The organism is Herbaspirillum sp. RTI4 (assembly GCF_034313965.1).
Classification (GTDB): domain Bacteria; phylum Pseudomonadota; class Gammaproteobacteria; order Burkholderiales; family Burkholderiaceae_D; genus Herbaspirillum.
Genome location: NZ_JAVIWQ010000002.1, coordinates 74,721 through 101,308 on the forward strand (window position 1 = coordinate 74,721; position 26,588 = coordinate 101,308).

General features: G+C 56.4%; 21 protein-coding genes. 12 read left to right on the forward strand and 9 right to left on the reverse strand.

What is annotated here, in order from left to right; translation table 11 throughout:
* Positions 1 to 287: 287 nt before the first annotated feature.
* The 4 genes from RGU70_RS00575 to RGU70_RS00590 all read right to left on the reverse strand — a co-directional run bounded on the left by RGU70_RS00575 (position 288) and on the right by RGU70_RS00590 (position 5,239).
* Complete coding sequence (locus RGU70_RS00575; RefSeq protein WP_322207492.1) at positions 288 to 968, reverse strand: glutathione S-transferase family protein; 681 nt, start codon at positions 966 to 968, stop codon at positions 288 to 290.
* Positions 965 to 2,983 carry an acetyl/propionyl/methylcrotonyl-CoA carboxylase subunit alpha gene (locus RGU70_RS00580; protein ID WP_322207493.1) on the reverse strand — a complete coding sequence of 673 codons (2,019 nt, stop codon included), beginning with the start codon at positions 2,981 to 2,983 and terminating at the stop codon, positions 965 to 967. The genes RGU70_RS00575 and RGU70_RS00580 overlap by 4 nt, the downstream gene beginning before the upstream one ends.
* An 80-nt stretch (positions 2,984 to 3,063) precedes the next feature.
* Complete coding sequence (locus RGU70_RS00585; protein WP_322207494.1) at positions 3,064 to 3,858, reverse strand: enoyl-CoA hydratase/isomerase family protein; 795 nt, start codon at positions 3,856 to 3,858, stop codon at positions 3,064 to 3,066.
* 166 nt (positions 3,859 to 4,024) lie between these two features.
* A complete protein-coding gene (locus RGU70_RS00590; protein WP_322207495.1) occupies positions 4,025 to 5,239 on the reverse strand; it encodes an ABC transporter substrate-binding protein in 1,215 nt (404 codons plus the stop codon).
* A gap of 336 nt (positions 5,240 to 5,575) precedes the next feature.
* Here RGU70_RS00590 and RGU70_RS00595 point away from each other — a divergent pair, with 336 nt between their 5' ends.
* The 6 genes from RGU70_RS00595 (at position 5,576) to RGU70_RS00620 (ending at position 10,635) form a co-directional block, all read left to right on the forward strand.
* Positions 5,576 to 6,328 carry a TetR/AcrR family transcriptional regulator gene (locus RGU70_RS00595; protein WP_322207496.1) on the forward strand — a complete coding sequence of 251 codons (753 nt, stop codon included), beginning with the start codon at positions 5,576 to 5,578 and terminating at the stop codon, positions 6,326 to 6,328.
* Positions 6,329 to 6,689: 361 nt separating this feature from the next.
* Entirely contained in the window at positions 6,690 to 7,274 is a 585-nt protein-coding gene (locus RGU70_RS00600) for a PAAR domain-containing protein (RefSeq protein WP_322207497.1), read from the forward strand.
* 1 nt (position 7,275) lies between these two features.
* The gene (locus RGU70_RS00605) at positions 7,276 to 7,989 is read left to right on the forward strand and encodes a peptidoglycan recognition family protein (protein WP_322207498.1); all 714 of its coding nucleotides are present in this window, start codon (positions 7,276 to 7,278) and stop codon (positions 7,987 to 7,989) included.
* Positions 7,986 to 8,336 carry a hypothetical protein gene (locus RGU70_RS00610; protein ID WP_322207499.1) on the forward strand — a complete coding sequence of 117 codons (351 nt, stop codon included), beginning with the start codon at positions 7,986 to 7,988 and terminating at the stop codon, positions 8,334 to 8,336. Before RGU70_RS00605 ends, RGU70_RS00610 begins: the two co-directional genes overlap by 4 nt.
* Positions 8,337 to 8,339: 3 nt before the next feature.
* Complete coding sequence (locus RGU70_RS00615; protein ID WP_322207500.1) at positions 8,340 to 8,912, forward strand: YdcF family protein; 573 nt, start codon at positions 8,340 to 8,342, stop codon at positions 8,910 to 8,912.
* Positions 8,913 to 9,003: 91 nt separating this feature from the next.
* Positions 9,004 to 10,635 (forward strand): acyl-CoA synthetase, encoded by a 1,632-nt coding sequence (locus tag RGU70_RS00620; protein ID WP_322207501.1) that lies wholly within the window; start codon positions 9,004 to 9,006, stop codon positions 10,633 to 10,635.
* 126 nt (positions 10,636 to 10,761) lie between these two features.
* Here the strand turns inward: RGU70_RS00620 and RGU70_RS00625 are convergent, their stop codons facing one another.
* The 4 genes from RGU70_RS00625 to RGU70_RS00640 form a co-directional block, all read right to left on the reverse strand.
* Positions 10,762 to 11,727 (reverse strand): transglutaminase family protein, encoded by a 966-nt coding sequence (locus tag RGU70_RS00625; protein WP_322207502.1) that lies wholly within the window; start codon positions 11,725 to 11,727, stop codon positions 10,762 to 10,764.
* 10 nt (positions 11,728 to 11,737) lie between these two features.
* Positions 11,738 to 14,326, reverse strand: a complete 2,589-nt coding sequence (locus RGU70_RS00630) for a circularly permuted type 2 ATP-grasp protein (protein ID WP_322207503.1) — start codon at positions 14,324 to 14,326, stop codon at positions 11,738 to 11,740.
* Between the two features lie 40 nt (positions 14,327 to 14,366).
* Complete coding sequence (locus RGU70_RS00635) at positions 14,367 to 17,651, reverse strand: transglutaminase family protein (protein ID WP_322207504.1); 3,285 nt, start codon at positions 17,649 to 17,651, stop codon at positions 14,367 to 14,369.
* A gap of 164 nt (positions 17,652 to 17,815) precedes the next feature.
* Positions 17,816 to 19,051, reverse strand: a complete 1,236-nt coding sequence (locus RGU70_RS00640) for a polyhydroxyalkanoate depolymerase (RefSeq protein ID WP_322207505.1) — start codon at positions 19,049 to 19,051, stop codon at positions 17,816 to 17,818.
* A 289-nt stretch (positions 19,052 to 19,340) separates the two neighbouring features.
* On the opposite strand from RGU70_RS00640, the gene RGU70_RS00645 reads away from it, so the two are divergent.
* From RGU70_RS00645 to RGU70_RS00665, 5 genes are all read left to right on the forward strand, one after another.
* Positions 19,341 to 19,994, forward strand: a complete 654-nt coding sequence (locus tag RGU70_RS00645) for a glutathione S-transferase family protein (protein WP_322207506.1) — start codon at positions 19,341 to 19,343, stop codon at positions 19,992 to 19,994.
* An 86-nt stretch (positions 19,995 to 20,080) separates the two neighbouring features.
* Entirely contained in the window at positions 20,081 to 20,515 is a 435-nt protein-coding gene (locus tag RGU70_RS00650; RefSeq protein ID WP_322207507.1) for a cupin domain-containing protein, read from the forward strand.
* Positions 20,516 to 20,700: 185 nt separating this feature from the next.
* Positions 20,701 to 22,116 (forward strand): circularly permuted type 2 ATP-grasp protein, encoded by a 1,416-nt coding sequence (locus RGU70_RS00655; protein WP_322207508.1) that lies wholly within the window; start codon positions 20,701 to 20,703, stop codon positions 22,114 to 22,116.
* A 1-nt stretch (position 22,117) separates the two neighbouring features.
* Positions 22,118 to 23,086, forward strand: a complete 969-nt coding sequence (locus tag RGU70_RS00660; protein WP_322207509.1) for an alpha-E domain-containing protein — start codon at positions 22,118 to 22,120, stop codon at positions 23,084 to 23,086.
* Between the two features lie 175 nt (positions 23,087 to 23,261).
* Positions 23,262 to 24,134 (forward strand): proteasome-type protease, encoded by an 873-nt coding sequence (locus tag RGU70_RS00665; protein WP_322207510.1) that lies wholly within the window; start codon positions 23,262 to 23,264, stop codon positions 24,132 to 24,134.
* Positions 24,135 to 24,285: 151 nt separating this feature from the next.
* Here RGU70_RS00665 and purM read toward each other — a convergent pair whose 3' ends face one another.
* Entirely contained in the window at positions 24,286 to 25,329 is a 1,044-nt protein-coding gene (gene purM / locus RGU70_RS00670; RefSeq protein ID WP_322207511.1) for a phosphoribosylformylglycinamidine cyclo-ligase, read from the reverse strand.
* Between the two features lie 101 nt (positions 25,330 to 25,430).
* Here purM and RGU70_RS00675 point away from each other — a divergent pair, with 101 nt between their 5' ends.
* Positions 25,431 to 26,513 (forward strand): AI-2E family transporter, encoded by a 1,083-nt coding sequence (locus RGU70_RS00675; RefSeq protein ID WP_322207512.1) that lies wholly within the window; start codon positions 25,431 to 25,433, stop codon positions 26,511 to 26,513.
* Positions 26,514 to 26,588: the final 75 nt, after the last annotated feature.

Below are 26,588 nucleotides of genomic sequence, written 5' to 3' on the forward strand. Positions count from 1 at the left end.
AAAAGGAGTATCTCGGACGAGTCAACGCAGCAGACGCTAAAGAGGTGTTTTGTGATGCCTGAAAATGAATATGAGAGGGAGAAATAAGGTAACCGCTGCTGGTGCCGCATACCAAGAAAATTTTCGCAATCTTTTCCCAACCCGCTAGACACGACGCGCACGGCTCATTTCTGTTTAAGTAATATCTGGCCCATCTGGCGTGAGGTAAAAGATCAGGGTAAGCGGCGCAGTCCTCCTTGACTACGGTGAGAATCACAGTCCCGTGATATCCCTGCGCAGAAACTTAATCAGAGCTTCGCCGGAGGCAATGCATCAGGGGCATGCACGGCAGATACGTCCTGCTCCACCGCCGCTTTTTTCTGCGCCGACATCGCGCGGATAAATCCTTCGCGTAGCCGCATCCGTTGCCAGTACGCCGCCACAGCAGGAGTAAAGCGCGCATCAAGGCCAAGATGCTGCGCCAGCAACAAGGCATAAGACACCGACACATCGGCCGCAGTAAACCGGTCGGCGCACAAAAATTCCTGTGCTTCGAGCAAAGGTTCCAGCGAACGCAGGCGCGACAAAAACCATTTCGAATAATCTTCCGCCACTTGCGGAGAGCGCCGCGCTTCCGGCTCAAACCGGCCGTAACGCAAGACCAGCGTTTGCGGAAAAGTCAGCGTCGCTTCCCCGAAATGCAGAAAATTCAGATACGCGCCAAATGCGGGTTCATCCACCGCAACATCAAGACTGGTGCTCCCTGCCTTGGCTGCCAGATACTGGCACATGGCAGCCGACTCCGTCATGCGCGTGTCGCCATCCACCAGCAGCGGCACCGTGCCCAAGGGATTGAGCGCTAAATAATCGCGCTCCATGATGCGCGGTGGAAAAGGCAGCATCTTCAATGCATACGGCGTACTCAATTCTTCCAGCATCCACAAGGGACGAAATGAGCGCGCACTGAGGCAATGGTAAAGCGTGATCATGCGGCGGCTGCCGTTACTTCTGTTTCGAATTCCACCAGCTCAATACCATCAGTGACCTGCTCACCGGCCGCGCAACAAAAGGCCTTCACCACACCACGCGCAGGTGCCGTAATCGTGTGCTCCATTTTCATCGCTTCCATCACCAGCAAAGGTGTGCCTTCTTCCACCACACTACCGACGGCCACAAGCAAGGCGACAATCTTGCCCGGCATCGGTGAACGCAATCCACCGGCATGTTCGACTGCTCTACCACCTGTATCGAGCAAAGGCAGACACTGCAAGGCATACGAATGTCCCGCCAGAAAAACATGCCGCCGCTGTCCAGTGGCAACGACGCAAGCCTTCATGCTGCGATCGCCCAACTGCACTGCCAATTGCCCGTCGGCTTGCAAGCGAGCACTTGCCAACACTTGCTGTTCGCCTATCGCTAATTTCCAGCCGCCTGTGACCACCGTCGCGCCCACACGGTGTTGCGTTTCACCGTAAGCAAAATTAAAAAATCGCTGACTACTACCGTTGAGTCGCCAGCCGTCCAGCACCCGCCAAGGCGAGCCGCGTTCTGCGTTAACCAGTGTCGAAGCAAGTGCAAGGGCATTGGATTCACGCAACAATTCAGCTAATGCCGCCACCAGCGCCACCGTTTCCGGTAAGGCAGCAGCGGACAGAAACAAACTAGCGTGTTCGCGCTCGATCAGTCCCGTATCCAGATCAGCACCGGCGAACGAATCGCAACTCACAAGGCGGCCAAGAAATTCAATATTGTTTGCCACGCCGACGATGCGATATTCCGACAAAGCCTGACGCATGCGCGCCAACGCGCTGTCGCGGTCATGGTCCCAGACAATCAGCTTGGCGATCATCGGGTCGTAAAACGGAGTGATATCGTCACCCTGCTCCACACCGGTATCGATGCGCACATGCTCGGATGCCTGCGGTGGCGACAGATGATGCAAATGGCCAATCGACGGCAAAAATCCTTTGTCGGGATCTTCGGCATAAATGCGCGCCTCGATGGCGTGTCCGCTAATGCGTAATTGCTCTTGCGCCAGCGGCAGCGGCTCGCCGGAAGCGACGCGCAATTGCCACTCGACCAGATCCAGTCCCGTGATCATTTCCGTCACCGGATGCTCCACCTGCAAACGGGTATTCATTTCCATGAAATAAAAACTGCCGTCCTGATTGGCGATAAATTCCACCGTACCGGCACCGACATAGCCAACCGCACGCGCCGCATCAACCGCGGCTTTGCCCATCGCAGCGCGACGTTCCGGCTGCATGCCCGGCGCAGGCGCTTCTTCCACTACTTTCTGATGCCGACGCTGCACCGAACAGTCGCGCTCGAACAGGTAAACATAATTGCCCAGCGTATCGCCGAACACCTGGATTTCGATGTGGCGCGGCTTGAGTACATATTTTTCAACCAGCACATGATCGTTGCCGAAAGCATTGATCGCTTCGCGCTGGCAAGAGATCAGCGCCGCTTCAAAATCAGCGGCCGCATCAACCCGACGCATACCTTTACCGCCGCCACCTGCGCTGGCCTTGATCAATACCGGATAGCCAATGCGCCCTGCCTGTTCGGCGAGAAAAGCCGGCTCCTGCCGATCGCCGTGATAACCGGGCGTCAGCGGCACACCGGTTTTTTCCATCAAAGCCTTAGCAGCAGATTTGGAACCCATAGCGCGAATTGCCTCTGCTGGCGGCCCGATAAACACCACACCCGCTTGTGCGCAGGCATCGGCAAATGCTGCGTTCTCCGACAAAAAACCATAGCCCGGATGCACTGCTTGCGCACCAGTGGCAATGGCCGCTTGCAAAATCCGTTCGGCCACCAGATAGGATTCCCGCGCTTCCGCACCGCCGATCAGCACCGCTTCATCGGCCAGTCGGACATGACGCGCATTGGCGTCCGCTGCGGAATACACGGCAACAGTCGCAATACCCATGCGGCGTGCGGTTTTGATGATGCGGCAGGCGATTTCTCCGCGATTGGCGATCAGTATTTTTTGAAACATGGTGGCCTTTCAATTTTCTGTTGGTACTTAGTTGGTACTTAGTTGGTACTTAGTTGGTATTTGTATAGTCCGTGCAAATTTTATGAGGCATTCCAGCGCGGCTTGCGTTTATCGAGAAAAGCCGACAAGCCTTCCGCCGCTTCCGGCAAGGAACGCAGACGAGCGATTCTTTGCGCGGTATCGTCGATCAGTTCAGCGCTAACCGGCGCATTGGCCACGCGACGAATAAGCGCAGTAGAAGCCGCCTGCGCCTTCGGGCCACCGCTGAGCAAGGCATCGATAATCACCTCGACCTGTGCGTCGAGCTGCTCTGGCTCTGCCACTTCATGCGCCAGTCCGATCTCACGCGCACGCGCTGCGGAAATCCGTTCGGCCGTTTGGAAATAGCGGTACGACTGGCGTTCGCCGATGGCGCGCACCACATACGGGCTAATGACGGCCGGAATCAAGCCCAGTCTGACTTCCGAAGTGGCAAACGATGCCTGCGTCGAGGCGATGCAAATATCGCAAGCCGAGGCCAATCCCATGCCGCCGCCGATTGCAGCACCGTGAACTCTGGCCACCGTCGGCGTGGCGCATTCCGACAGCACTCTGAACAGTTCCGCCAATCGACGCGCATCGGCCACATTGTCTTCTTCGGCAGCCGCACCCTGACGTTTCATGGCGTTCAGATCGGCACCCGCCGAAAAGCTTTTTCCGCGCCCGGCCAATACGATCACGCGCACTGATGCATCTGCGTCGAGCGATCTCAGAGCCTGCGTCAGTTCAGCGATCAGCGTTTCGTCAAAAGCATTGTGCAGCGCCGGGCGGTCCATCCATACCCAGGCGGCGGCGCCGTCTTGCCGGGGTTCAATTTCAAGAGTGGTGTAATTCATGGCAAAAAAAGAAAAGTGGAAAAAGTCTTACTGTGAAAAATTGAGTAGTGATGATCGGGATCCGCAAATACCTACTCCCGGAGAAGCCGCTTGCGCGCCCTCCCTGAACAGATTAATGCTGCGCCTCCGGCAAAACAAACGCCCTGCCGGAGGGCATTTAAGCAATTTATTTCCACATCGTGCAGGCCGATTCGGCCTTGGTTGTGAACGCCTGATCCGCCGGAATTTTGGCCACGATTTTCACGTAATCCCAGGGATACTTGGATTCCGCCGGCGTCTTTACCTGCATCAGATACATGTCATACATGACACGGCCATCATCACGGATGTAGCCGTTTTTCAGGTACATGTCGTTGATTTTGGTTTTCTTCATTTGCGGGATGACACGATCAGCATCATCACTGCCGACTGCCTTGACTGCATTGAGATACTGCATGGTGGCGGAATAACCCGCCGCCTGATTGCCGGTAGGCATTTTTTTCATCACATCAAAATAGCGACGCGACCATGCGCGCGACGCCGCATCCTGATCCCAATACCAGTTGTCGCTGAGATACATGCCTTGCGTCAGATTCAATCCCAGCGAGTGGATGTCGGTAACAAACATCACCAGTCCCGCCAGTTTCATGGTCTTAGTCAGGCCAAATTCATTGGCCGCCTTGATCGCGTTGATGGTGTCCGCAGTTGCATTGGCAAGACCGAGAATTTGCGCTTTGGAAGCCTGTGCCTGCGTGACGAAGGAAGAGAAATCCGATGCGCCCAGCGGGTGTTTTACCGATCCCAGAACAGTGCCGCCAGCTGCCTTGATGACCTTGCTGGTGTCTTGTTCCAGCGACTGTCCGAAAGCATAGTCGGCCGTCAGAAAATACCAGGATTTTCCGCCTTGCTTGACCACTGCCGAGCCGGTCGATTTGGCCATCGCTACCGTGTCGTAACCGTAATGCATCGTATAAGGATTGCAGTCCTCATTAGTCAGACGCGCACTGCCGGTCGCGATGACGATGAACAGTTTTTTCTTTTCCTGCGCGACTTTGGCAATTGCGAGATCGGCGGCAGAACTGGCACCCGACATCAGAATATCGACCCCTTCGCGGTCTACCCACTCACGTGCTTTACTGGCAGCAACATCGGCCTTGTTGAAATGATCGCCAAAAACCAGTTCGATTTTTTTCCCGTTGAGCGTGCCGCCGAAATCAGCAATCGCCATCTTGATGGCTTCTACATGGCCTTTGCCGGAAATGTCGGAAAACACGCCGGACATGTCGGTAATCAAACCAATCTTGACCACACCGTCTGAAATCTGGGCGGAGGCCGGTGCGGCGAATGCCAAAACACCTAGGGTGATGAGTGCGCCGGTCAATTTTTTCAAGTGCAATGTCATTGTTGTCGTCTCCGTTATAGAGCTCCTGACGAAGTGTGCGGAACGACGCAAGCCCAGAACAAGAAACGCATTCGCACATGCATGCGGTGAGCCTGTCGGTCTGACATTGCAACGCGCAGTAACTTCGTCGAAGGCTCCTTATTATTGAATAATTCAAAAGCAGGCTGCTGCATTCTGACAATTCCCACTTCTTCATGTGAGCGCATGAAACTGATCGTTGAAACGACGTCTCATTTATTTAAGCAAGGCTCAACTTATAAGGAAGTTATTTTTATTATGCTTCAAATAGGTGCTAGGATTCGACTATATTTTTAAGTAACACTCAAATTTGCAAAAATGGCAAAACTTATCTCCTTTCAGGAACGCCGTGGCACACTCACACCGCGCTCGCAAAAACGTGTGGAAGCAGTACTGAGTACCGCCAGAACGGTGTTCTCCGAAAACGGTTACGAAAAAAGCACCACACTCGATATCGCCCAGCGCCTCGGCATTTCCGAAGCGACCGTGTTCACTTATTTCGGCAGCAAGCGCGAGCTATGCATGCAAGTCATCAGCGACTGGTACGCCGAACTCAGCGAAGAACTGGAACGCGAAGTGCCGCTGATACAGGGCACCCGACCGCAACTCGGCTATCTGATCAACAAACATCTGAATCTGCTGATACGCGACGGCAAGGGCATGTGCGCGCTGGTACTCAGCGAAGGCCGCAGCCCCGACACCGGTTTTGCCGAACTGATTGCCGATCTGAAACGACGCTACACCGCACCGCTGATGAACGTACTGGCACTGGCGCAAGAAGCAAAAGAAATCCGCCCGGACATGTCGCTGCGTTTGCTGCGCGACATGGTGTATGGCTCGATGGAACATATCCTGTGGGATTGCATCGTGACCGGCAACGACCCCGATCTCGACCATACTGCAAAACAGGTCACCGACCTGATCTGGTGCGCATTCGCACCGCCTGACGTAGAAATCAATACGCTGCGCCGCTTCCATGATGAAGTGACGGAGGCGGTGCGGCGTGCGGAGGTGGTGACGTTACCGCTTATGGCGATGGCATCGAAAAAACGTATAAAAACGTGCCCCTAATATTTCCCCTGGTACAGCATGAGGATGTGAATCGATTTAATCAACGACATCTGACAGCGTTAGACGTGAATAAATTTAAAACTATCGATTAGGACTGGACCTGCTACCGAGGTAGTTTTCTATACTGGATGTGCCATATTTTTTTACCACTAAAAAATCCTCGGCATAGATCTGGAAAGTATCGGCAACTTAACTAACACTCGGTTATCTGAAAATTTAGTGTTTGAAATTAAGGACCCAACTGATTTCCTTTTTTTACATTACTAAGAGCAAATCCCTTTTTTGATCAATCGTAAGCGCGAATTAGTGATGTTCTCGGCTTACGTAAAATACAACTCACCATTTGATGGAGCGAAAAAATATGTTTTGGCGTGCATTGATTCGTGATGGCGACACCACAACCGCTGGGGGAAAGGTGCAGGCAATACCGCAACAATGGCCTGTAATCTACGACGGAAAAAACGGATGCTTTGAGGGCGATCCCGTTTTTTGCCCCGCCTGCCAAAGTATGGGTATTACAAAATGCGTCAAGCCATATCGCCCACTCACCGCTCACGATGGCAGACAGGCAAATTTAGATGGCGATCTATGCATTTGCAAATGCACCAAGCCAAGTCGTTTAAAAGCATTATTTGACAATAGACGAATGGACTTTGGCGCTAATGAAATTGCAAATATGCCGGACTGTGATGATTGGCTTATTTATGCAGGATTTTCTCCGCAAAAAAATCCTACGGTGAAATATGGAAAAATATTTGAGTTTAAAGATAGTGAAACGGGAAAAGTGCTTGCTCATCGCCCGTTCGTCGTTTTTGATAACGGAAATATTCGACAAGCAAAAACTGATGCTTACGGACTGGCAATCATAGAATCCCCCGAAGGCCACTCCATAAAAATCCATTTGGTTTTTGAATCGCCGCAAGGCGCACTGAATTACGAGGCATGATATGGCGCGACCCTCTTATTCCATTGAACATTGGACTACCGCTTTAGCTGAACCAAACTATCAATCTCAACCATCACAAACCGTTACGGTCAATGATCGTGCTGCCACGAGGCAAGCCATTATTACTGCAGTACGGCGTGAAAACATGAACTTTATTGAGCGTTCCGATTGGGCTGCACATAAAAATAAATCTCAAAATATGGTGAATGACTGGAACTACACCAAGGTAGCCATTCACCATGCAGGTCGTAGTTTTAGCTGTGGGCCTGCGGCATTGCAAATGCAAGAAATTCAGAATATGCAGATGAATGCAAAGAAAGAACCCAAAGATGATTTTTCTTATCACTACGGAATCGACTGCTTCGGAAGTATCTACGAAGGAAGGGATATTCGATTTAAAGGTGAGCACCTGAATCGGTACAACACGGGAGCAATAGGAATTGTCATGTTAGAAAATTTGACAGATCCCGGCGAAGGAAGTGGGCTTGTTTCGTACCTAACAAAAGTACTATCCGACAAGCCTATTGTGACGAAGACTCAAGCGAAATCAGTAGAAAATCTTATTTTTATCCTGAAGATTTTTTTCAAAATAACGACTCTTGGAGGCCATCGTGAATTTCCATTTCAGCAAAGCGAAGGGAAAATTTGTCCAGGCAACGTAGGAATATCCCTTGTACGGAAACTTCGCGAGGCAACAGGTCTTTCCGCACCATGAAAAGCACGACTTACGTAATGATGTTGATTTTTTTTTCGTGGCTTTACATAGGTGTCGCTCAAGATGCTTTTTATGAAGAAAGCCATAATGTTTTTTTTATAAAAAAATACCCAACACTAAAAATTAATTTTTTAAATCCAACGCTTACCGAATCAGATGTTCCACCTATACAAGATTGGAATGAAAAAAATAAAAAATGGGATTTAAATACAAAAAAAGAATTGATAGATTATTGCAAATATAGATTCGGCATTGTTGATATAAGTCCGCAAAGTTTAGGGTCGTGCTCACAACGTCCCTATTTATCAGATTATGTTTTCTTGAACTGGCCAGCCAATTTCTTTTAGAAAATGCGTATCCCTAAAACGTCTGTCCTGATCCTGCTATTTTTCATTACCTTATTTGCACTCGCTTTCGCTATTAACATTGATGGACTGACAGACAACCCACAGCCAAGCGATGTAGCTATCGTGCCAGGATCACGCGTATTGCCAGATGGCACGCCATCAAGACGGCTGAAAGCAAGGCTGGATAAAGCCATCGAGCTTTACCGAAATGGAATGTACAAACATATTATTGTGAGCGGTGGCAAAGGGAAAGAAGGCTTTAGCGAAGGTATTGTCATGGCCAATTACATGCTCAATCAGGGTGCGGTACCGAGCCAGGTAATTATCATTGATGAGCGCGGCGACACAACGCAAAAAACGGCTCTTAATAGTGCGGCTATTATGAAGGCGCATGGATTTACAAGTGCTATCGTTGTAACGCAATACTTCCACATTTCACGCTGCAAATATGCCCTGCATCAGGCGGGTATAAAAACCGTTTATGCCGCGCATCCCCACTATATTGAATGGCGGGATATATTTTCAATCACACGCGAAGTGGTCGCCTTGCCATTTTATTATTTAAGGAGTCTCTGAGTAAGCGTAGCGCTATAGTTTCATCAGAATTTTCTAAGCACGTCAACAATCCGAAATAAAAACTGACCCGCAATTCGCGAGGAGACACAGCATGCTCAAGCAAGAAAATTCATACGCCGAACAACATGCCAATTTCGACTGGCAGATTCCAGCGCATTTCAACATTGCCGTGGCCTGCTGCGAAAGATGGGCTGACGGCACCGGTCGCCGCGCTATCATCAGCGAAGACAAATCCGGCGGCATCACCACTACCACCTTCGACGAACTGAAGGCCTTGTCCAATCAGGCCGCCAACATGATGCTGGCCGCAGGTGTAAAGCGCGGCGACCGGGTCGCCATCTTTTTGCCGCAATGTGTGGAAGTCGTCATTACCCATATGGCAGCCTATAAGATCGGTGCCATTACCGTTCCCTTGTTTTCACTGTTCGGCCCGGACGCGCTGCAATTCCGGCTTGGCGACAGCGGCGTCCGCTTGCTGGTAACGGATATGGAAGGAGAGCAAAAAATACGCGCACTGCGCGCCGGACTGCCCGCTCTGGAATCGGTGTATTGCATCGAAAAACGGGACGGTGTCTGCCCCGCTAACTGTCACGCATTCTGGGACAGCATCGCTCCGCACGCTGCCAGCTTTACGCCGGCCGATACACTGGCCGATGATCCGGCCGTCATCATTTACACCTCCGGCACGACCGGCAAACCCAAAGGTGCGTTGCACGCGCATCGCGTCTTACTCGGACATTTACCCGGCGTCGAGATGTCGCACGATTTTTTCCCGCAAGCAGATGATCTGATGTGGACTCCGGCCGACTGGGCGTGGATTGGCGGCCTGCTCGATGTGTTGATGCCTGCGCTGTATCACGGCGTGCCTGTGCTGGCGCGGCGTTTCGAGAAATTCGAACCGGCGGCGGTGTTTGATCTGATGGCCAGACATCAGGTCAGAAATGTTTTCTTTCCTCCGACCGCTCTCAAAATTTTGCGCGCCATCCCTGAACCGAAACAGCAATGGCCGTTCCGACTACGCTCGGTTGCCAGCGGCGGCGAAAGTCTGGGCGATGAACTGATTAATTGGGGTCGGCAAGCACTGGGCGTGACCATCAATGAGTTCTACGGTCAGACCGAATGCAATATGGTGGTCTCCAGTTGCGCCGTTCAATTCGAACGCAAAGCCGGCACCATGGGACGCGCCGCACCCGGTCATGATGTGAAGGTAGTCGATGAACAAGGCGTACCGGTCGCTTTCGGCGTCACCGGCAACATCGCCATCCACTCACCCGACCCGGTGATGTTCCTTGGTTACTGGAACAACCCCTCTGCCACCGCCGATAAATTTGCCGGCGGCTATCTGCTGACAGGCGATCTGGGGCAGCTTGATGAACAAGGCTACATCCGTTATATCGGTCGCGACGATGATGTCATCACCAGCGCCGGCTACCGCATCGGTCCCGGCCCGATCGAGGAATGCCTGCTCAAGCATCGTGCCGTCAGAATGGCGGCCGTGATCGGGAAAAAAGATGCGCAACGCACGGAAATCGTGAAGGCCTTCATCGTGCTCAACGATGGCTACGCCGCTTCGTCGGAACTGGTGGCCGAGATTCAGGACTATGTGCGCACACAACTGGCAGCGCATGAATATCCGCGTGAAATCAGTTTTCTCGACGCCCTGCCGGCAACGCCGACGGGGAAAATCATGCGCAAAGTTTTGCGGGATGGAGAGAATGGCTGAGCGGGCAGTGCTTTATAAATGCCGATTTGCTAGGACTTGAGCAGTAACGCTATCCCGCTGAGCCGTACCATGCAAAACGTAGAGCGCCAACAGCAAAGTCTTTCGTGAGGACGCAAATACGTGCAACTAAGTCGGCGTCACCGTCACGGCAACTTTCATGGTTTGCTGACCACCGCCGATGAGTACGCCGCGCAGCGGCGACACATCCAGAAAATCGCGCCCCCAGCCAAGAATGATGTGGCTGGTGCCGGCAAAGATGCCGTTGGTCGGATCGGCCTCGATCCAGAAACCGGGTTGGCCGTCGATGCCGGGACAGTACACCGCAACCCAGGCATGGGACGCATCGGCACCGACCAGACGCGGCTCTCCCGGCGGCGGTTCGGTCAGCAGATAGCCGCTGACGTAGCGTGCCGGCAATCCCATCGAGCGCAAACAGGACAGCATGAAATGCGCGAAATCCTGACATACGCCGCGCTTGTTGGCGAAAACTTCCGTGACCGGCGTCGAGACGGTAGTGGCATCCGGGTCGAAGGAAAATTCCGTGTAAATGCGCAGCATCAGCGCCTCCACCCCCTCCAGCAGCGAGCGGCCCGGCGTAAAACATTCCTGCGCATAGCGGGAAAATTCGCGCTTGTTTCTGACGTGCGTCGATTCAAACAGATAACGCGCCGCTTCCAGCTCCGCTTCCGACAAAGCGTATCCGGCGTGATACACGAAACGCTCGCCAACCGCTTCCCACTGCGGGGTTTCACCCATCTGTGGACGCGCCGAAAGCTCGACGCGGGACTCGGCAAACACATTGAGGCTGATGTGATCGCTATCGAGAGAAAACGCCTGCACCGAATTGCCGAAGCTATCCTCGAACAAGCGCACATGATGCGGTTCGGGCGCGATATGCATGTGATGCGCGGCGCAGATTTGCCACGGCAAGGAACGCGGCGTCAGTCGCAGGATCTGGTGCGACAGGCGCACCGGTGCCGAATAGGTGTAACTGGTTTCATGCAGGATGTGATACGAACACGCACCGTTCGTCTTCTCCTGCAATAGCAAGGATTGTGATTGCGACTGAGATTGCTGACCTGGCTGATTCATCGCGGCGGCCTCATCCTATTCCCTGCGTTACCGGGGCCGACAGCGGCGTGAAGAAGTGCCGCGTCAGGTCTTCCGACAAGGTGGCGGCAACCAGCATGGCGTCCTCCATCAATTGCAGCAGGCGTTCTCTGGCATCGTCGGCCGATGCCGATTCGCGGGCGAACTGCGCCAGATCGAAGGCTTCCAGCAACAGGGTCAGCTGACGCGGCATACCGATACTGAGCACATCCATGCGGGCGTCGATGTGTTCCAGATAACGCACCAGCATGTGGAACTGGAACGCCAGACCATGCGGGTTGCTGGCATCAAATACCAACAGATGCAGCACCGGCAGCCATTCAGGCAAGCGACGATAGCGAACCCGGTAAGTCACCACACTGCTGGTCGCGTCCAGTAACCAGCCCAGCGCGTCATCCTGTGCCGCCGACGGCAAGGCCAGAAAGCCGTGCATCAGTTTGGCCAGTTGCCCCATGCGTTCGATATGACGACCCAACATGAGGAAATGCCAGCCTTCGTCGCGCGTCATGTCGTCCAGCGCATGGCCGGCCAGCGCGGCGCAGGCATGCAATACCTTTTGCAATGCGCCGAGGGCGGCGTCGGGGGCGCTGGCATCCATTGGTGCAGGTGCCGGCGGCGGGCCCAGCATCGGCGGCATGGAGTGAATCAGCAGCCAGTTATCGAGCGACAGATGCTCCCTGACCTGATACGCGCAGCGGTGCAATTGCCGGATGTGACCAGCCACGCTGATTTCCGCCTTGGGGTCATGAATGGCCGCAATCAGACATTCGACGATGGCCGTCCGACTGTCGGCCTCCTCCAGATCAATGCCTAGCGTTTCGCACAACAGCGCGATGCTATCGAAAGGACTGGCCTCTTCTGCGTGCGTTTTTCCCACAACCTCGGCAAGCTCGGCATCGTCGGCGCTGCGGTAAAGCGTGGCGCGCAGTACGCGGGCCAGATTATCGCAACGCTCGGCATAACGGCCCATCCAGAACAGGCTTTCCCCGGCATGAGAGGACACATCGACCGTGCTGCGCAGCGCCTGCACCGCGAATTGCCGATGCTCCGCCGCCACACCGAATTCATCGGCATCAACGGCTGCCAGCCACGGGTCTGTGGCAGGAATCGCGTCGGCCGTTGCCAGCGGTTTGAGTACCCAGACATCCTTGCTGACGCCGCCTTGCTGCATCGACACCACGTCGCGCAGATACGGTGCGACACGCGCCAGTCCACCGGCCATCACTTCGTAACTGCCATCGGGCCGCGCCACGGCGAACATGCGCAAGCTGAGCGGACGACTAATGAGTCGGGCGGAATCGCCACGCGCCAGCACCGGTCCCTGCGACAAGCGCACCCATTCCTGCGCGACCCACGCATGCGGCTGCGCCTGCAAACTGTCGATCAATGCGGCGCGTTCGCTGGCGTTGAGCGTGTGGGCGTACACCGGTTGCCGGCGCATGGAGGGGAAGGTTGGCAGAATCACCAGTTCATCCAGATGCGCCAGCGTGTACTCAAGCGCCGGACGCTCGCCGCACCACCAGGAGGCCACGCTAGGCAGCGCCAGCGGTCGTCCCTGCAAGCGCTGGCTGATGGCGGGCAGGAAGCCGTGCATTGCGGTCGATTCCAGAATGCCGCTGCCGAGCGCATTGGCAATCAGCACATTGCCCAGCCGCGCCGCCTGCACCAGCCCGGGAACGCCGAGCGCCGATTCGGAGCGCAGTTCGAGCGGATCGCAGTAATCGTCATCGAGACGGCGCAGGATGGCATGCACCCGTCGCAAACCACTCAGGGTTTTGAGGAACACCATGTCGTCGCGCACCATCAGATCGGCGCCTTCGACCAGCTGAAAGCCCAGCGTATGGGCCAGGAATGCGTGTTCGGAGTAAGTCTCGTTGTAAGGCCCCGGCGTGAGCAGCACGATCAGCGGAGCGTCGCTGCCTTGCGGTGAAAACCGGATCAGACTTTCGCGCAGCGTCTGGAAATGCTGACGCAGCGATTGCACGCGCATTTCGCGCAGGGCGTCCGGCATGGCACGCGTCATGATTTGCCGGTTTTGCAAGGCATAGCCCGCGCCGGAAGGCACTTGCGTGCGGTCTGCCACCACCCACCAGCGACCGTCCGGCGAACGCGCCAGATCGACCGCGTAGACATGCAGATGCACCCCGCCGGGCGGAACGATGTGGTGGCAGGGCCAGACGTAATCGTGCTGCCCGAATACCAGCGCCGGTGGCAGCAGACCTTCGGACAGTAAATGCTGCGGCCCGTACAGATCGGCCAGCGTGGCGTTGAGCAGACTGGCGCGTTGCGCTACGCCCGTCGCCAGCGTCTGCCATTCGTCGGCGGCGATTAACTGCGGCAACAAATCCAGTTCCCAGGCGCGTGCTGCGCCTTGCGGATCGGCATAGACGTTGTAGGTGACGCCTTCGGCGGCGATGGCGTCGCGCACTTGTTGCGCGCGGCGCGTCAGAACGTCCGGCGGCAGCCCTTCCATTTGCTCGATCAGCGGCCGCCAGTGCGGGCGCAGCACTCCGTCTGCGCCCAGCATTTCATCGTAGCGGTTGGCTTCAGCCGAGTAGGTTTTGTGTAAACGCCGGTACATAGAGGTTCAAGCCGCAGGTTCAAGCCCCGTCAGACGCCAGTTAAAAGTGGCGTAAGTCTAACGTAAATGGAAACTCAAGCGACGGCGTGGCGGAATCCACCTTCATCGGCCCCGGCGTGTGGTTGAGCCGGAAATAGCGCGCCATGCGCCGACTTTCGGCCTCGAAAGCATTGACCGGGAAACTGTCGTAGCTGCGACCGCCCGGATGCACCACGTGATACTGACAGCCGCCCAGACTATGTTGATTCCAGGTATCAACCAGATCGAAGGTCAGAGGTGAATCGATGCCGATAGTCGGATGCAGCGCCGAAGGCGGTTGCCATGCGCGGTAGCGCACACCGCTGACGAATTCCCCGACGCGCCCGGTCGGTTGCAGTGGCACCGGTACTCCGTTGCAAGTGAGCACGTAACGATCCGGCGCCATGCCGCTGACCTTGACCTGCACCCGCTCCAGCGATGAATCGACATAACGGGCAGTGCCGCTGGAACTGCTTTCCTCTCCCAGCACATGCCAGGGTTCCAGCGCCGTGCGCAATTCCAGCGCGATGCCCTTGATCTCAAGATCGCCGATTTTGGGAAAGCGGAATTCAAAATGCGGCTTGAACCACTCGGCGCGCATCGGATAACCCGCGGCCTGCATGTCTTCCATCACTTCGCTGAAATCCTGCCAGATGAAATGCGGCAACATGAAGCGGTCATGCAGTTCAGTGCCCCAGCGCACCAGCCGCGGCGGCGCATACGGCGTTTTCCAGAATCGCGCCACCAGACTGCGCAACAGTAACTGCTGCGTCAGACTCATGCGTTCATGCGGCGGCATTTCAAAAGCGCGCATTTCGAGCAGACCGAGGCGGCCGGTGGTGCTGTCCGGGGAAAACATCTTGTCGATGCAAAACTCGGAACGGTGGGTGTTGCCGGTGACATCGGTGAGCAGATTGCGCAACAGTCGGTCGAGCAGCCACGGCGCGCATTCGCCTTCACTATCGAGCTTGCGCTGCATTTCAGTAAAGGCAAGTTCGATTTCTGCCACGGTGTCATTACGGGCTTCATCCAGACGCGGCGCCTGAGAAGTGGGGCCGATGAACATACCTGAAAACAGATAGGACAGCGAAGGATGGTTGTGCCAGTAACTGATTAAACTGCGCAGCAAATCAGGGCGACGCAGGAAAGGCGAATCGGTCGTCGTTGCCCCGCCCATCACGATATGGTTGCCGCCGCCGGTGCCGGAATGACGGCCATCGAGCATGAATTTCTCGGTGCTGAGACGGCCAATGCGTGCATCGGCGTACAGGTCGGTGGTAATGGCGACCATTTCGCGCCAGCTGCGGGCGGGATGGATATTGACTTCGATCACGCCGGGATCGGGCGTGACGCTGAACTTGCGCAGGCGAGGGTCGGCCGGCGGCTCGTAGCCTTCCAGCATGACCGGCTGTTTGAGTTCTTCGGCGGTCGCTTCGATGATGGCCGTCAGCGTCAGATACTCTTCCAGACGCGCCAGGGGCGGCATGAATAAATACAGGACGCCATTGCGCACTTCGGCGCACAGCGCGGTGCGGCTGATCCAGCCGGCCGATTCGCCGGAGACCGGTACGGCCTCTGCTGCTGTTTTTGCCTTCGCTGCGGGAACGCTGTCGGCCGTGGCCGTGGGCGGCAACGGAGGAAAGGTCTGCGTCGGGTCGGCGGGATGAATCACCGGCGTGTCGGTCTCGCTTGCCCACGGCTGCGAATCGAGCGGCAACCGGTAGCCCATGGCGGAATCGCCGGGAAACAGGTAGCAGCGTTCGCTGCGCAGAAACCAGCTGCCGGTTTTCCAGGCGGTATCGGCGTGTACCAGCGGCATCAGATGGCCGACGACAGTGCCAAGTCCGTCAGAGAATACTTGCGCCAGACGCGCACGCTCTTGCGCATCGTCCAGTTTGGTGTCGAGCGGATCGACGTTGACCGGCAAACGGCGCTCGCGCCAGAGGTAATAAAACACATCTTCGTAAGCGGGAATGATGAACTCGGTCGCCAGTGAAAGCCGCTGCGCCACGCGCTTGAGAAAAGCCGCGCCGACTTCCTGGCCGAACTTGCCCGGCTTGGTTTCGTCGGCAATCAGGGCGGGATTATTCCAGACCGGTTTGCCATCGGCGCGCCAGAAACAATTGAGCGCCCAGCGCGGCAGCTGTTCGCCGGGATACCACTTGCCTTGGCCGAAATGGGTCAGACCTTTCACGGCGTAACGCTCGCGCATGCGACGGTACAGAGCGGCGGCCAGCGGCTTCTTGGTCGCGCCCAGTGCGGCGGTGTTCCATTCGGCGTCTTCGGGATGATCGAGGGCGACAAAAGTCGGTTCGCCGCCCATGGTCAGGCGCACATCCTGTTTGGCCAGATCGAGGTCGATGGCGTCGCCCAATGCGTCGATGGCGGTCCATTGATCTTCGCTGTAGGGTTTGGTGACACGCGGCGATTCCCAGAAACGGCTGACGCTCATTTCATGTTCGAATTCCACTTCGCAGGGATCGACCAGCCCGCTGACCGGCGCTGCCGAGGACGGCTCCGGCGTACAGGACAGGGGGATGTGCCCTTCGCCGGCAAACAAGCCGGAGGTCGGGTCCAGTCCTACCCAGCCCGCGCCCGGCAAATACACTTCGCACCAGGCGTGCAGATCGGTGAAATCTTCGGTCGGGCCGGAGGGGCCATCGAGCGATTTTTGATCGGCGGTCAGTTGAATCAGATAGCCGGAGACGAAGCGCGCTGCCAGTCCCAGATGACGCATGATTTGCACCAGCAGCCAGGAAGAATCGCGGCACGATCCGGAACCGATTTTGAGTGTGTGCTCCGGCTCCTGCACGCCCGGTTCCATGCGCACGGTGTAGCCGATCAGATGAGAGAGCCGTTGATTGATGCCGACCAGAAAATCTTCGGTGCGCATTTTCCCGGACGGTACTTTGCTCAGAAATTCTTTCAGCAGCGGGGTCAGCTCTTGTTTGATGCGGTAAGGGGCAAGTTCGTTATGCAGCTCTTCGGCATAGGCGAACGGCATTTGTTCGGCATATGGCTCGAGGAAGAAATCGAAAGGATTGATGACCGCCATTTCGGCCACCAGATCGACTTCGATCGTAAATTCCGTCGTCTTCTCCGGGAACACCAGCCGCGCCAGGTAATTGGCTTCGGGGTCCTGCTGCCAGTTAATGAAATGCGGCTGCGGTGAAATGCGCAGCGAATAGCTCAGGATGCGCGTGCGGCAATGCGGCGCGGGTCGCAGGCGAATTATCTGGGGGCCGACCGTAATCGGCCGGTCGTAGTGATAGGAAGTGCGGTGATGGAGAGCGACGTGAATGGTCATGCATATCCTTTTCGATGCGGTGTGGAAATGCCCTGCATAAGGACGCGGGACAGGCAGCGCAAAAGTGGACGATACCCCGATACGGCAAAGATAGCTAACTCCTCTTTGCCGGACGGATTGCTATTGATGCTCAGAATACGTGTTGCGCCTGCGCCGGTATCGCTTCAATGCTGGTGCATCGTAATGAAATCGCGCAGGCGCGGGTAAATTTCCTTGTTCCAGCGGCTGCCGTTAAAGACGCCGTAATGCCCGACCGCAGTCTGTACGTGATGCAAGCGGCGCGAGGGGCGAATGCCGCTGCACAGTTCTTGTGCGGCGAGAGTCTGGCCGACGGCGCAGATGTCATCTTTTTCCCCTTCCACAGTGAATAAGGCGGTGTGGCGTATGGCGCTCAGGTCGATGGGCGCACCGCGATAGTGCAACTTGCCGAGCGGCAAGGCGTGTTCCTGAAAAACCAGACGCACCGTTTCCAGATAAAAATCGGCCGCCAGATCGGTCATGGCGAAATATTCTTTGTAGAACACCTTGACCGCCTCCGCTCTGGCGGTTTCTTCCTCGATCAGATCGTTGTACAAATTGCGAAAAGCGCCGACGTGCCGCTCCATGTTCATGCTCATGAAGGCCGCCAGTTGCAGAAAGCCGGGGTACACGCGCCGCCCGGCTCCGGCATAGCGCTCGGGGACGGTACAGACCAGATTTTTTTCAAACCAGTCTATGGGTTTGCTCTTGGCCAGGTCATTGACGCCGGTCGGGTTGATGCGGGTGTCGATCGGCCCGGCCATCAGCGTCATGCTGTCCGGCTGGCAGGCATCGCCGGCTTCGGCCATGACGGCAACGGCCGACAACGCCGCGACGGTAGGCTGACAAACGGCCAGCAGATGCGCGCCGGGGCCGATTTTTTGCAGGAAACGGATGACATGCCCGACGTAATCATCCATGTCGAAATTGCCTTCTTCCGGCGCAATATCGCGCACGTTATGCCAGTCGGTGAGATAGACGTCGTGATCGCGCATCAGCGTCTTGACGGTGCCGCGCAGCAGGGTGGCGAAATGGCCCGACATCGGGGCCACCACCAATACCCGTGGTTGCGGCGCAGTGCCGGCAGGCAATTCTTTGCGAAAGCGCAGCAAACTGCAAAACGGGGTGTGATCGGCGATCTCTTCGCGCACCACAACGGTGCGGCCGTTATCCAAAATCTGATCGAGTCCAAACGGCGGACGAACATGCGTTACCCGTGTATGGGCAAAGGTATCGAGCCCTGCTACGAATTGCTTCATCGCCAGCGGCTGCGGCATGCCCGGCCAGTTCCATTGGGATAGGGGCAAAACGGCGCTCGCCATGTCGCGCAGAGGGTCCGTCGCGTCTGCGTATGCTTGGTAGCGCTGATACATGTCGGCCATACGACTCCCTGTTCTTGTTGTGCCCGACGACCGTCGCCGTCTTATTGCGCGACTTCCGATGCAATATGTATGCCCGTGTCACATCGGGTTCGCATCGAGTTCACATCTGGCACGAGCCTTGCAAGGTGAGTACGGTCGGGAGACTGCGGCGAACAGTGAGAATCAAGCGCTGTTGCCGTCATGACAAAGTTGCAATATGAGAAGGTTTGCCCTAAGCACCACAGTCCCGGGATTGCGATGCGCAGCAGCTTGAAACGGGAGCTGCCAAGACTTCACTAATAGGATGAACATGCCAAAGACACTGTTGCGCATTACCAGTAAAAACTACTCCTCATGGTCGCTGCGCGGCTGGCTGATCGCCAAATTTTCAGGTTTGACGTTCAAGGAGGAAATCGTCTCGCCGGATGACCCGGCGGCACGCGCTGAAATACTACTGTTGTCTTCGTCGTTTCTGGTACCTTGCCTGACGCACGGCGAGATCGTCGTCTGGGACACACTGGCGATCAGCGAATACCTCAATGAAATCCGCCCCTCCGCCAAGCTGCTGCCGGCCGATCAGGCGGCGCGCGCGCATTGCCGGGCGGTGTGCGGCGAAATGCACTCCGGTTTCAGCGCCATGCGTTCGGCCTTGCCGATGAATCTGAAGGGGCATTTTCCGGGCTTCGCCATCTGGTCCCGGGCACAGGCCGATATCGACCGTATTACCGCCATCTGGAAGCAGTGTCTGGCCATGTACGGCGGCCCCTTCCTGTTTGGCGAACGTACCATTGCCGATGCCATGTATGCGCCGGTCGTGACGCGATTTCTGACGTATGACGTCACGCTTGATCCGGTCTGCGCGGCGTATTGCCAGCGCATCATGGCGCTACCGCCCATGCGGGAATGGGTGGCGGCGGCAAAAGAAGAGCCAGACGATATCGACGAACTCGATGTCGAGTTTTGAACAGCGAGCTTCAAAGACTGACGTAAGCGAGTAGCGCGACCACCGATTTTCATGCAATGCGAATTTCCACAGAAAGGACGGGCCCCATGAAACAGGCAAGTGTGGCAAATGTGCAAAATGTGTTTTCTCATGTCAGCGAAGGCGATACTGAATTCCTGCCCGGCGGGCTGCGTGATTTTTTCCTGTATCGCGATCTGGGGATTGCTGCCGCTACCGGCGGTCAGGTAATCGCGCAGCTGGTGAAAGCCAATATGGCACCGCAAACCGGCACCGGGTGGCATCGACATGAGGCGAAGTTCCATATCGTCATCATGCTCAAGGGATGGGCGCGCTTCATGTACGAAGATCAACCCACGCTGGTGAAGGCGGGCGACTGCGTGCATCAGCGACCGGGTATCGTCCATTTTCTATTTGATTACTCGGAAGATATGGAATATCTGGAGATTGTCAGTCCTGCCGATTTCAATACGATCAGTATGCCCGGCCCGGCAGAAGTGCCACCGCCGACGCCCTGGATCTGACTCTCATCGCCAACTGGCCCGGCAACCGACAAATACCTCTGCCAAAACGAGGGATTTGCGTGCTAACCTTTGAAGGACGGGGACAATGGACAGCCCGCCGGAGGTGTCCAGCGCTGATAAAACGTATTGGCGTACTTCTCCGCGCACTTCATCGATAAAAAGAACGAAAGAATAAAGAATAATTTATGGCTAATTTTTTCGACGAAATGTATTCCGACGGGTCGAACACCGTTCGCCCGCACTACGCTGAATTTGCCCGTTGGCTGCAAGCGCAATCCGCTGAAACCCTCGATCACAAGCGCGCCGAAGCGGATATGATCTTCCGCCGCGTCGGCATCACGTTTGCGGTGTATGGCAACGATGCCGGCACCGAACGCCTGATTCCTTTCGACCTGATCCCGCGCATCATCCATGCGGCGGAATGGGCCAAGCTGGAAGCGGGACTGAAACAGCGCGTGAAGGCGCTCAACATGTTTCTGCACGACATTTATCACGACCAGAATATCGTGCGTGCCGGGGTGATCCCGGCGGAACAGATTTTCGACAACGCCCAGTACCGGCCTGAAATGCAGGGCGTCAAGGTGGCTTCGGACATCTACGCCCACATCGCCGGCGTCGATATCGTGCGCGCCGGCGTGGGTGAGTTTTACGTACTGGAAGACAATCTGCGGGTACCGTCAGGCGTCTCGTACATGCTGGAAAACCGCAAGATGATGATGCGGCTGTTCCCCGAATTATTCCGCCAGCACAAGATCGCCCCGGTTGCGCATTATCCCGACATGCTGCTCGATAATCTGCGCTCGGTCGCGCCGGTTGGCGTGGTCGATCCGACCGTGGTGGTGATGACGCCCGGCATGTATAACTCGGCCTATTTCGAACATGCCTTCCTGGCGCAGCAAATGGGCGTGGAGCTGGTGGAAGGGCAGGATCTGTTCGTCGATGACGATGCGGTGTTCATGCGCACCACCCGCGGCCCGCAGCGGGTCGATGTGATCTATCGCCGCATTGACGACGATTATCTCGATCCGCGCGCCTTCCGCGCCGACTCCACGATCGGCGTTCCCGGTCTGCTCTCGGCCTACCGCGCCGGCAATGTGACGCTGGCCAACGCCATCGGCACCGGCGTGGCCGACGACAAGTCGATTTATCCCTTCGTGCCGGACATGATCAAGTTTTATCTGAGCGAAGAACCCATCCTCAACAACGTGCCGACTTACCAGTGCCGCCGCAAGGCCGATCTGGCCTACACGCTGGAGCATATGAAGGATCTGGTAGTCAAGGAAGTGCATGGGGCGGGCGGTTACGGCATGCTGGTCGGCCCGGCCTCGACACAGAAGGAAATCGAAGATTTCCGCCGCCGCGTGCTGGCCAATCCGGCGGGGTATATTTCCCAACCGACGCTGGCGCTATCGGCCTGCCCGACCTTCGTCGAAGCCGGCATCGCACCACGCCATATCGATTTGCGGCCTTTCGTGTTGTCCGGCAAGGATATCTCGATGGTCAAGGGTGGCCTGACACGGGTCGCGTTGCAAGATGGTTCGCTGGTGGTCAATTCGTCGCAAGGCGGCGGTACCAAAGACACCTGGATTCTGGAGAAATAATATGCTCAGCCGCACCGCCGACCACTTGTTCTGGATGTCCCGCTACACCGAACGCGCCGAAAATACTGCCCGCATGCTGGACGTGCATGTGCAGACTGCTTTACTCCCGCATACCGACAGCAGCGCCGAAGATGGCTGGCGCGCTCTGCTCGGCATTTCCGAATTGCAGGAAGCGTATGACGAGAAATACACGGCCATCACACAGCGCGACGTGCTCGATTTCATGGTCTGCGATCCGAACAATCCTTCGTCCATTTTTTGCTGTCTGAAGCAGGCCCGCGAAAACGCCCGCGCCGTACGCGGATCGCTAACCACCGAAGCCTGGGAAATTCAGAATGCAACCTGGCTGAAGCTGGAAGACCATCTCAAGAAGACCGACTTCCAGAACAGCCCGACCGATCTGTTCGACTGGGTCAAGCATCGCTCACACCTTTCGCGCGGCGTGACCATCGGCACCATGCTCAAAGACGAAGCCTTCCATTTCATCCGTCTCGGCACCTTCCTCGAACGGGCCGACAATACGGCGCGCATCATCGACGTCAAATTCCATCAGGCGCAGCAGCACCAGTCGCAGGAAAGGCTGAGCCAGCCAACTGCCGAGGCGCAGGTCGATTTCTATTACTGGGCGGCGATTTTGCGCTCGGTATCGGGGTTTGAAATCTACCGCAAGGTCTACCGCGACGTCATCACCCCGGCGCGGGTGGCGGAATTGCTGATCTTGCGTGGAGATATGCCGCGCTCGCTGATGGCGTGCATGGAGCAGGTGGTCAACAATCTCAAGCAGGTGAGCAATAGCGGTTCGGCCGATACCGAACGGTTTGCTGGCAAGTTGCACGCCGACCTGCAATTCCAGCGCATCGAAGAAGTGCTGGAAGCGGGTCTGCATGACTATCTGACGCGCTATCTGGAACGTATTTTTGAGCTGGGCAATCGCATCAGTCGCGATTTTCTGGTGCCGCTGGCGGCGTAATAGCGGGCGGGGTGGGCGGGACGATGCCCAGACCCCGTTTTTTGTCGCACTTTCACAACAGCAACAAAGCGCCATGCTGCCCCTGAGCGCTTGTCTAAGCCCCTTCACCCGTTCCGTTTTCTGCCCGTCTCCCGGCCTCCTGTAAAATTCAGGTTTTGCTTGTGACTTTGAAACTATGACTTATTGCGTTGCCATCCGCCTCGACGAAGGCTTGGTGTTCCTGTCCGATTCCCGCACCAATGCGGGGGTCGACCATATCAGCACCTTCCGCAAGATGAGCGTCTTTGAAATCCCCGGCGAACGGGTAATGGTCCTGATGACGGCCGGCAACTTGTCGATTTCGCAATCGGTGCGGCAGTTGCTATCCGACCGCACCAACGCGGCAGGACACACGATCTGGACCGCACCTTCGATGTATGAAGCTGCGCAGATACTGGGCGACGCCATTCGGGTGGTGCACGACCGCGAAGCCGAGGAGCTGAGCAAGTTCGGTATCGACTTCAACGTCAGCATCCTGTTCGGCGGCCAGATCAAGGGTGAGCATTGCCGCCTGTTCCAGATGTATTCCGCCGGCAACTTCATTGAATCGCGCGATGAAAACGCCTGCTTCCAGATCGGTGAATCGAAATACGGCAAACCTATCCTGGATCGCGTCGTGACACCGGCCACCACGCTGGACGAAGCGGCCAAATGCGCGCTGATTTCGATGGACTCGACGCTGCGTTCGAATATTTCAGTCGGACTGCCGCTGGATCTGATGCTGTATGAGAAGGACTCGCTGACGGTCAACCGCTTTGTGACCATCGATGAAAACAACCAGTATTTTCAAATGATCCGTTCAAGCTGGGGCGCGCAGCTCAAACGCGGCTTCGAGGAAATCGCTGATCCGGTCTGGAATGCCGCCGCCGGTGCGACCAGCAATGTCCTCTCGACACACGACACCTACAATCAGCCGGTGCGGGTTGCTCCGCCCGGTGCAACGCTGAATGACTCGCTGCCTCCGCGGCAGTCGCTGGCGCAGCAGGATGGTGGCAAGCAACCGTCTTAAAGAGCACTGACGGCAGGCCAGCGCCTGTCGACGATGGGATATAGCAGATAATAAAAAAACGGCGGGTGGATAATTTCTCCACCCGCCGTTTTTTTATTCTCGTTTTCCCATGAAGCACAGCCTGCGCCGCGCTGTTCCCTTCAAATAAAAATCAGATAACGATGGTTTGCGCTTCACCTTCGGCGCGGGCGCGGATTTGACCGATACGCCACACCGTTTCGCCAGCGGCTTGCAGTTGCGCCATGGCGGCGTCTGCGTTTTCCTTGCTGATAATCACCGTCATGCCGATACCGCAATTGAAAACCCGGTGCATTTCATCGTCGGCCACGCCGCCGTGGGTTTGCAGCCAGGAAAACAGCGGCGGCATAGTCCAGGCGCTGCTCTGCAATTCGGCGGTCAGATGGTCTTGCAAGACGCGCGGCACGTTTTCCAGCAAACCGCCGCCGGTGATATGCACCAGTCCCTTGACTTCCATCGAGGCCATCAGCGCCAGCAGGGGTTTGACGTAGATGCGGGTCGGCGTCATCAGGACGTCAGCCAGCGGACGGCCGTGGAAATCGGCGTTCAGATCAGGTTTGGCGACGTCGAGTATCTTGCGCACCAGCGAATAACCGTTAGAATGCGCGCCGGACGAGGCCAGACCGAGGACGACATCGCCGGGAGCGATTTTGGTGCCGTCGATCAGTTTCGATTTTTCCACTGCACCGACGGCAAAACCGGCGAGATCGTATTCGCCGTCCGGGTACATGCCGGGCATTTCAGCGGTTTCGCCGCCGATCAGAGCGCAACCGGCCTGTTCGCAGCCGGCGGCAATGCCCTTGATGACATCGGTGGCGCTAGGCACATCCAGCTTGCCGCAGGCGAAATAATCGAGGAAGAACAGCGGCTCGGCGCCCTGCACCAGGATGTCGTTGACGCTCATGGCGACCAGATCGATGCCGACCGTATCGTGACGTTGCAGGTGAAACGCCAGTTTGAGCTTGGTGCCGACGCCGTCGGTACCGGAGACCAGTACCGGCTCCTTGAATTTTTTGCTGATTTCAAAAAGAGCGCCGAAACCACCGATGCCGCCCAGTACGCCCTCCCGGGTGGTGCGCTTGGCAAAAGGCTTGATTGCCTCAACCAGAGCGTCGCCGGCGTCCATATCGACGCCCGCATCGCGGTAAGAGAGAGAAACTTTGGTAGATGAAGTCATGTGAGTGGCGGCAGAGGCGGTAAAATAGCAGGTTGGAGCGCTACCGTAACCGGCGGCGCAAAGCGTGATTTTATCAAACCGGGTTGCACTTATCTTATTTCATGGGTTTTTCTTTGTCAGATGATCAAAAACATACGCTGCCGTGGCTGATTGCCGCGCTGCTGCTGATCGGGCTTTTAGTACTGCTCGGCCCTATGCTCACGCCCTTTTTTACGGCCGGCATTCTGGCCTATGCGCTCAATCCCGGCGTGGATCGTCTGGCACGGCAGCGCATCGGCGGCTGGAAGCTGCCTCGCGTGGTGGCCGTAGCGATCGTCATGCTGGTGTTCATCCTGGCACTGCTAGCCATCGTCCTGGTGGTCGTACCTATCATCGGCCGCGAATTGCCGCTGCTCAGGGACCTGATTCCCAAATTATTAGACCGGCTCAATACGGTGCTGGCCCCGCGCCTGGAAGACTTCGGTATCCAGGTGCGACTCGATGGCAGCGGCGTAATGAAAATGCTGACCAGACAAATGGCGACCAGCAGCGAGGAAATCTGGTCCTCGGTATTCGCCTCGGTACGCACCGGCGGCACCGCCATCCTTGGCTGGCTAAGCACGCTGCTGTTCATCCCGATGGCGCTGTTTTATCTGCTGCTTGACTGGCATGTATTTTTGCAACGCATAGAGCGCCTGATTCCGCGCCGCTGGACCGCCAAGGTCAGGACGCTGGCCGTTGAAGTCGATCAGTTGCTGGCGCAGTATCTGCGCGGTCAATTGCTGGTGATGCTGATACTGGCGATTTATTATTCTGCCGCGCTGGCCGTTGCCGGTTTTGATATCGCGCTGCCAGTCGGTATCGTGACCGGCTTGCTGGTGTTCATTCCCTTCGTCGGCTACGGCCTCGGCCTGACGCTGGCGCTGGTCGCTGCGGTATTGCAATTCAGCGGCTGGTACGGCCTGATTGCGGTCGCGGTGATCTACGGCGTCGGTCAGGTGCTGGAAAGCTTCATCCTCACGCCGATGCTCGTCGGCGAACGTATCGGCCTGCACCCATTGGTGGTGATTTTTGCTTTGCTGGCGTTCGGACAACTGTTCGGCTTCACCGGCGTGCTGCTGGCGCTGCCGGCCTCGGCGGCCATGTCGGTCATGGTCAAGCATGTCAAGGCCAGTTATCTGAGCAGCCCCTTTTACAATGCCTAGGATCATGATCTCGCCCGGAATGCGCGCCCGGCTCACTGCCTGCAGAGCTCATCCATGAGCGTTCCACCCGTGAAA

Excerpts from the sequence above, each read along its gene's own strand:
- RGU70_RS00575 (WP_322207492.1), bottom strand. The coding sequence starts at position 968 with ATGATCACGCTTTACCATTGCCTCAGTGCGCGCTCATTTCGTCCCTTG.
- RGU70_RS00580 (WP_322207493.1), bottom strand. The coding sequence starts at position 2,983 with ATGTTTCAAAAAATACTGATCGCCAATCGCGGAGAAATCGCCTGCCGC.
- RGU70_RS00585 (WP_322207494.1), bottom strand. The coding sequence starts at position 3,858 with ATGAATTACACCACTCTTGAAATTGAACCCCGGCAAGACGGCGCCGCC.
- RGU70_RS00590 (WP_322207495.1), bottom strand. The coding sequence starts at position 5,239 with ATGACATTGCACTTGAAAAAATTGACCGGCGCACTCATCACCCTAGGT.
- RGU70_RS00595 (WP_322207496.1), top strand. The coding sequence starts at position 5,576 with ATGGCAAAACTTATCTCCTTTCAGGAACGCCGTGGCACACTCACACCG.
- RGU70_RS00600 (WP_322207497.1), top strand. The coding sequence starts at position 6,690 with ATGTTTTGGCGTGCATTGATTCGTGATGGCGACACCACAACCGCTGGG.
- RGU70_RS00605 (WP_322207498.1), top strand. The coding sequence starts at position 7,276 with ATGGCGCGACCCTCTTATTCCATTGAACATTGGACTACCGCTTTAGCT.
- RGU70_RS00610 (WP_322207499.1), top strand. The coding sequence starts at position 7,986 with ATGAAAAGCACGACTTACGTAATGATGTTGATTTTTTTTTCGTGGCTT.
- RGU70_RS00615 (WP_322207500.1), top strand. The coding sequence starts at position 8,340 with ATGCGTATCCCTAAAACGTCTGTCCTGATCCTGCTATTTTTCATTACC.
- RGU70_RS00620 (WP_322207501.1), top strand. The coding sequence starts at position 9,004 with ATGCTCAAGCAAGAAAATTCATACGCCGAACAACATGCCAATTTCGAC.
- RGU70_RS00625 (WP_322207502.1), bottom strand. The coding sequence starts at position 11,727 with ATGAATCAGCCAGGTCAGCAATCTCAGTCGCAATCACAATCCTTGCTA.
- RGU70_RS00630 (WP_322207503.1), bottom strand. The coding sequence starts at position 14,326 with ATGTACCGGCGTTTACACAAAACCTACTCGGCTGAAGCCAACCGCTAC.
- RGU70_RS00635 (WP_322207504.1), bottom strand. The coding sequence starts at position 17,651 with ATGACCATTCACGTCGCTCTCCATCACCGCACTTCCTATCACTACGAC.
- RGU70_RS00640 (WP_322207505.1), bottom strand. The coding sequence starts at position 19,051 with ATGGCCGACATGTATCAGCGCTACCAAGCATACGCAGACGCGACGGAC.
- RGU70_RS00645 (WP_322207506.1), top strand. The coding sequence starts at position 19,341 with ATGCCAAAGACACTGTTGCGCATTACCAGTAAAAACTACTCCTCATGG.
- RGU70_RS00650 (WP_322207507.1), top strand. The coding sequence starts at position 20,081 with ATGAAACAGGCAAGTGTGGCAAATGTGCAAAATGTGTTTTCTCATGTC.
- RGU70_RS00655 (WP_322207508.1), top strand. The coding sequence starts at position 20,701 with ATGGCTAATTTTTTCGACGAAATGTATTCCGACGGGTCGAACACCGTT.
- RGU70_RS00660 (WP_322207509.1), top strand. The coding sequence starts at position 22,118 with ATGCTCAGCCGCACCGCCGACCACTTGTTCTGGATGTCCCGCTACACC.
- RGU70_RS00665 (WP_322207510.1), top strand. The coding sequence starts at position 23,262 with ATGACTTATTGCGTTGCCATCCGCCTCGACGAAGGCTTGGTGTTCCTG.
- purM (WP_322207511.1), bottom strand. The coding sequence starts at position 25,329 with ATGACTTCATCTACCAAAGTTTCTCTCTCTTACCGCGATGCGGGCGTC.
- RGU70_RS00675 (WP_322207512.1), top strand. The coding sequence starts at position 25,431 with ATGGGTTTTTCTTTGTCAGATGATCAAAAACATACGCTGCCGTGGCTG.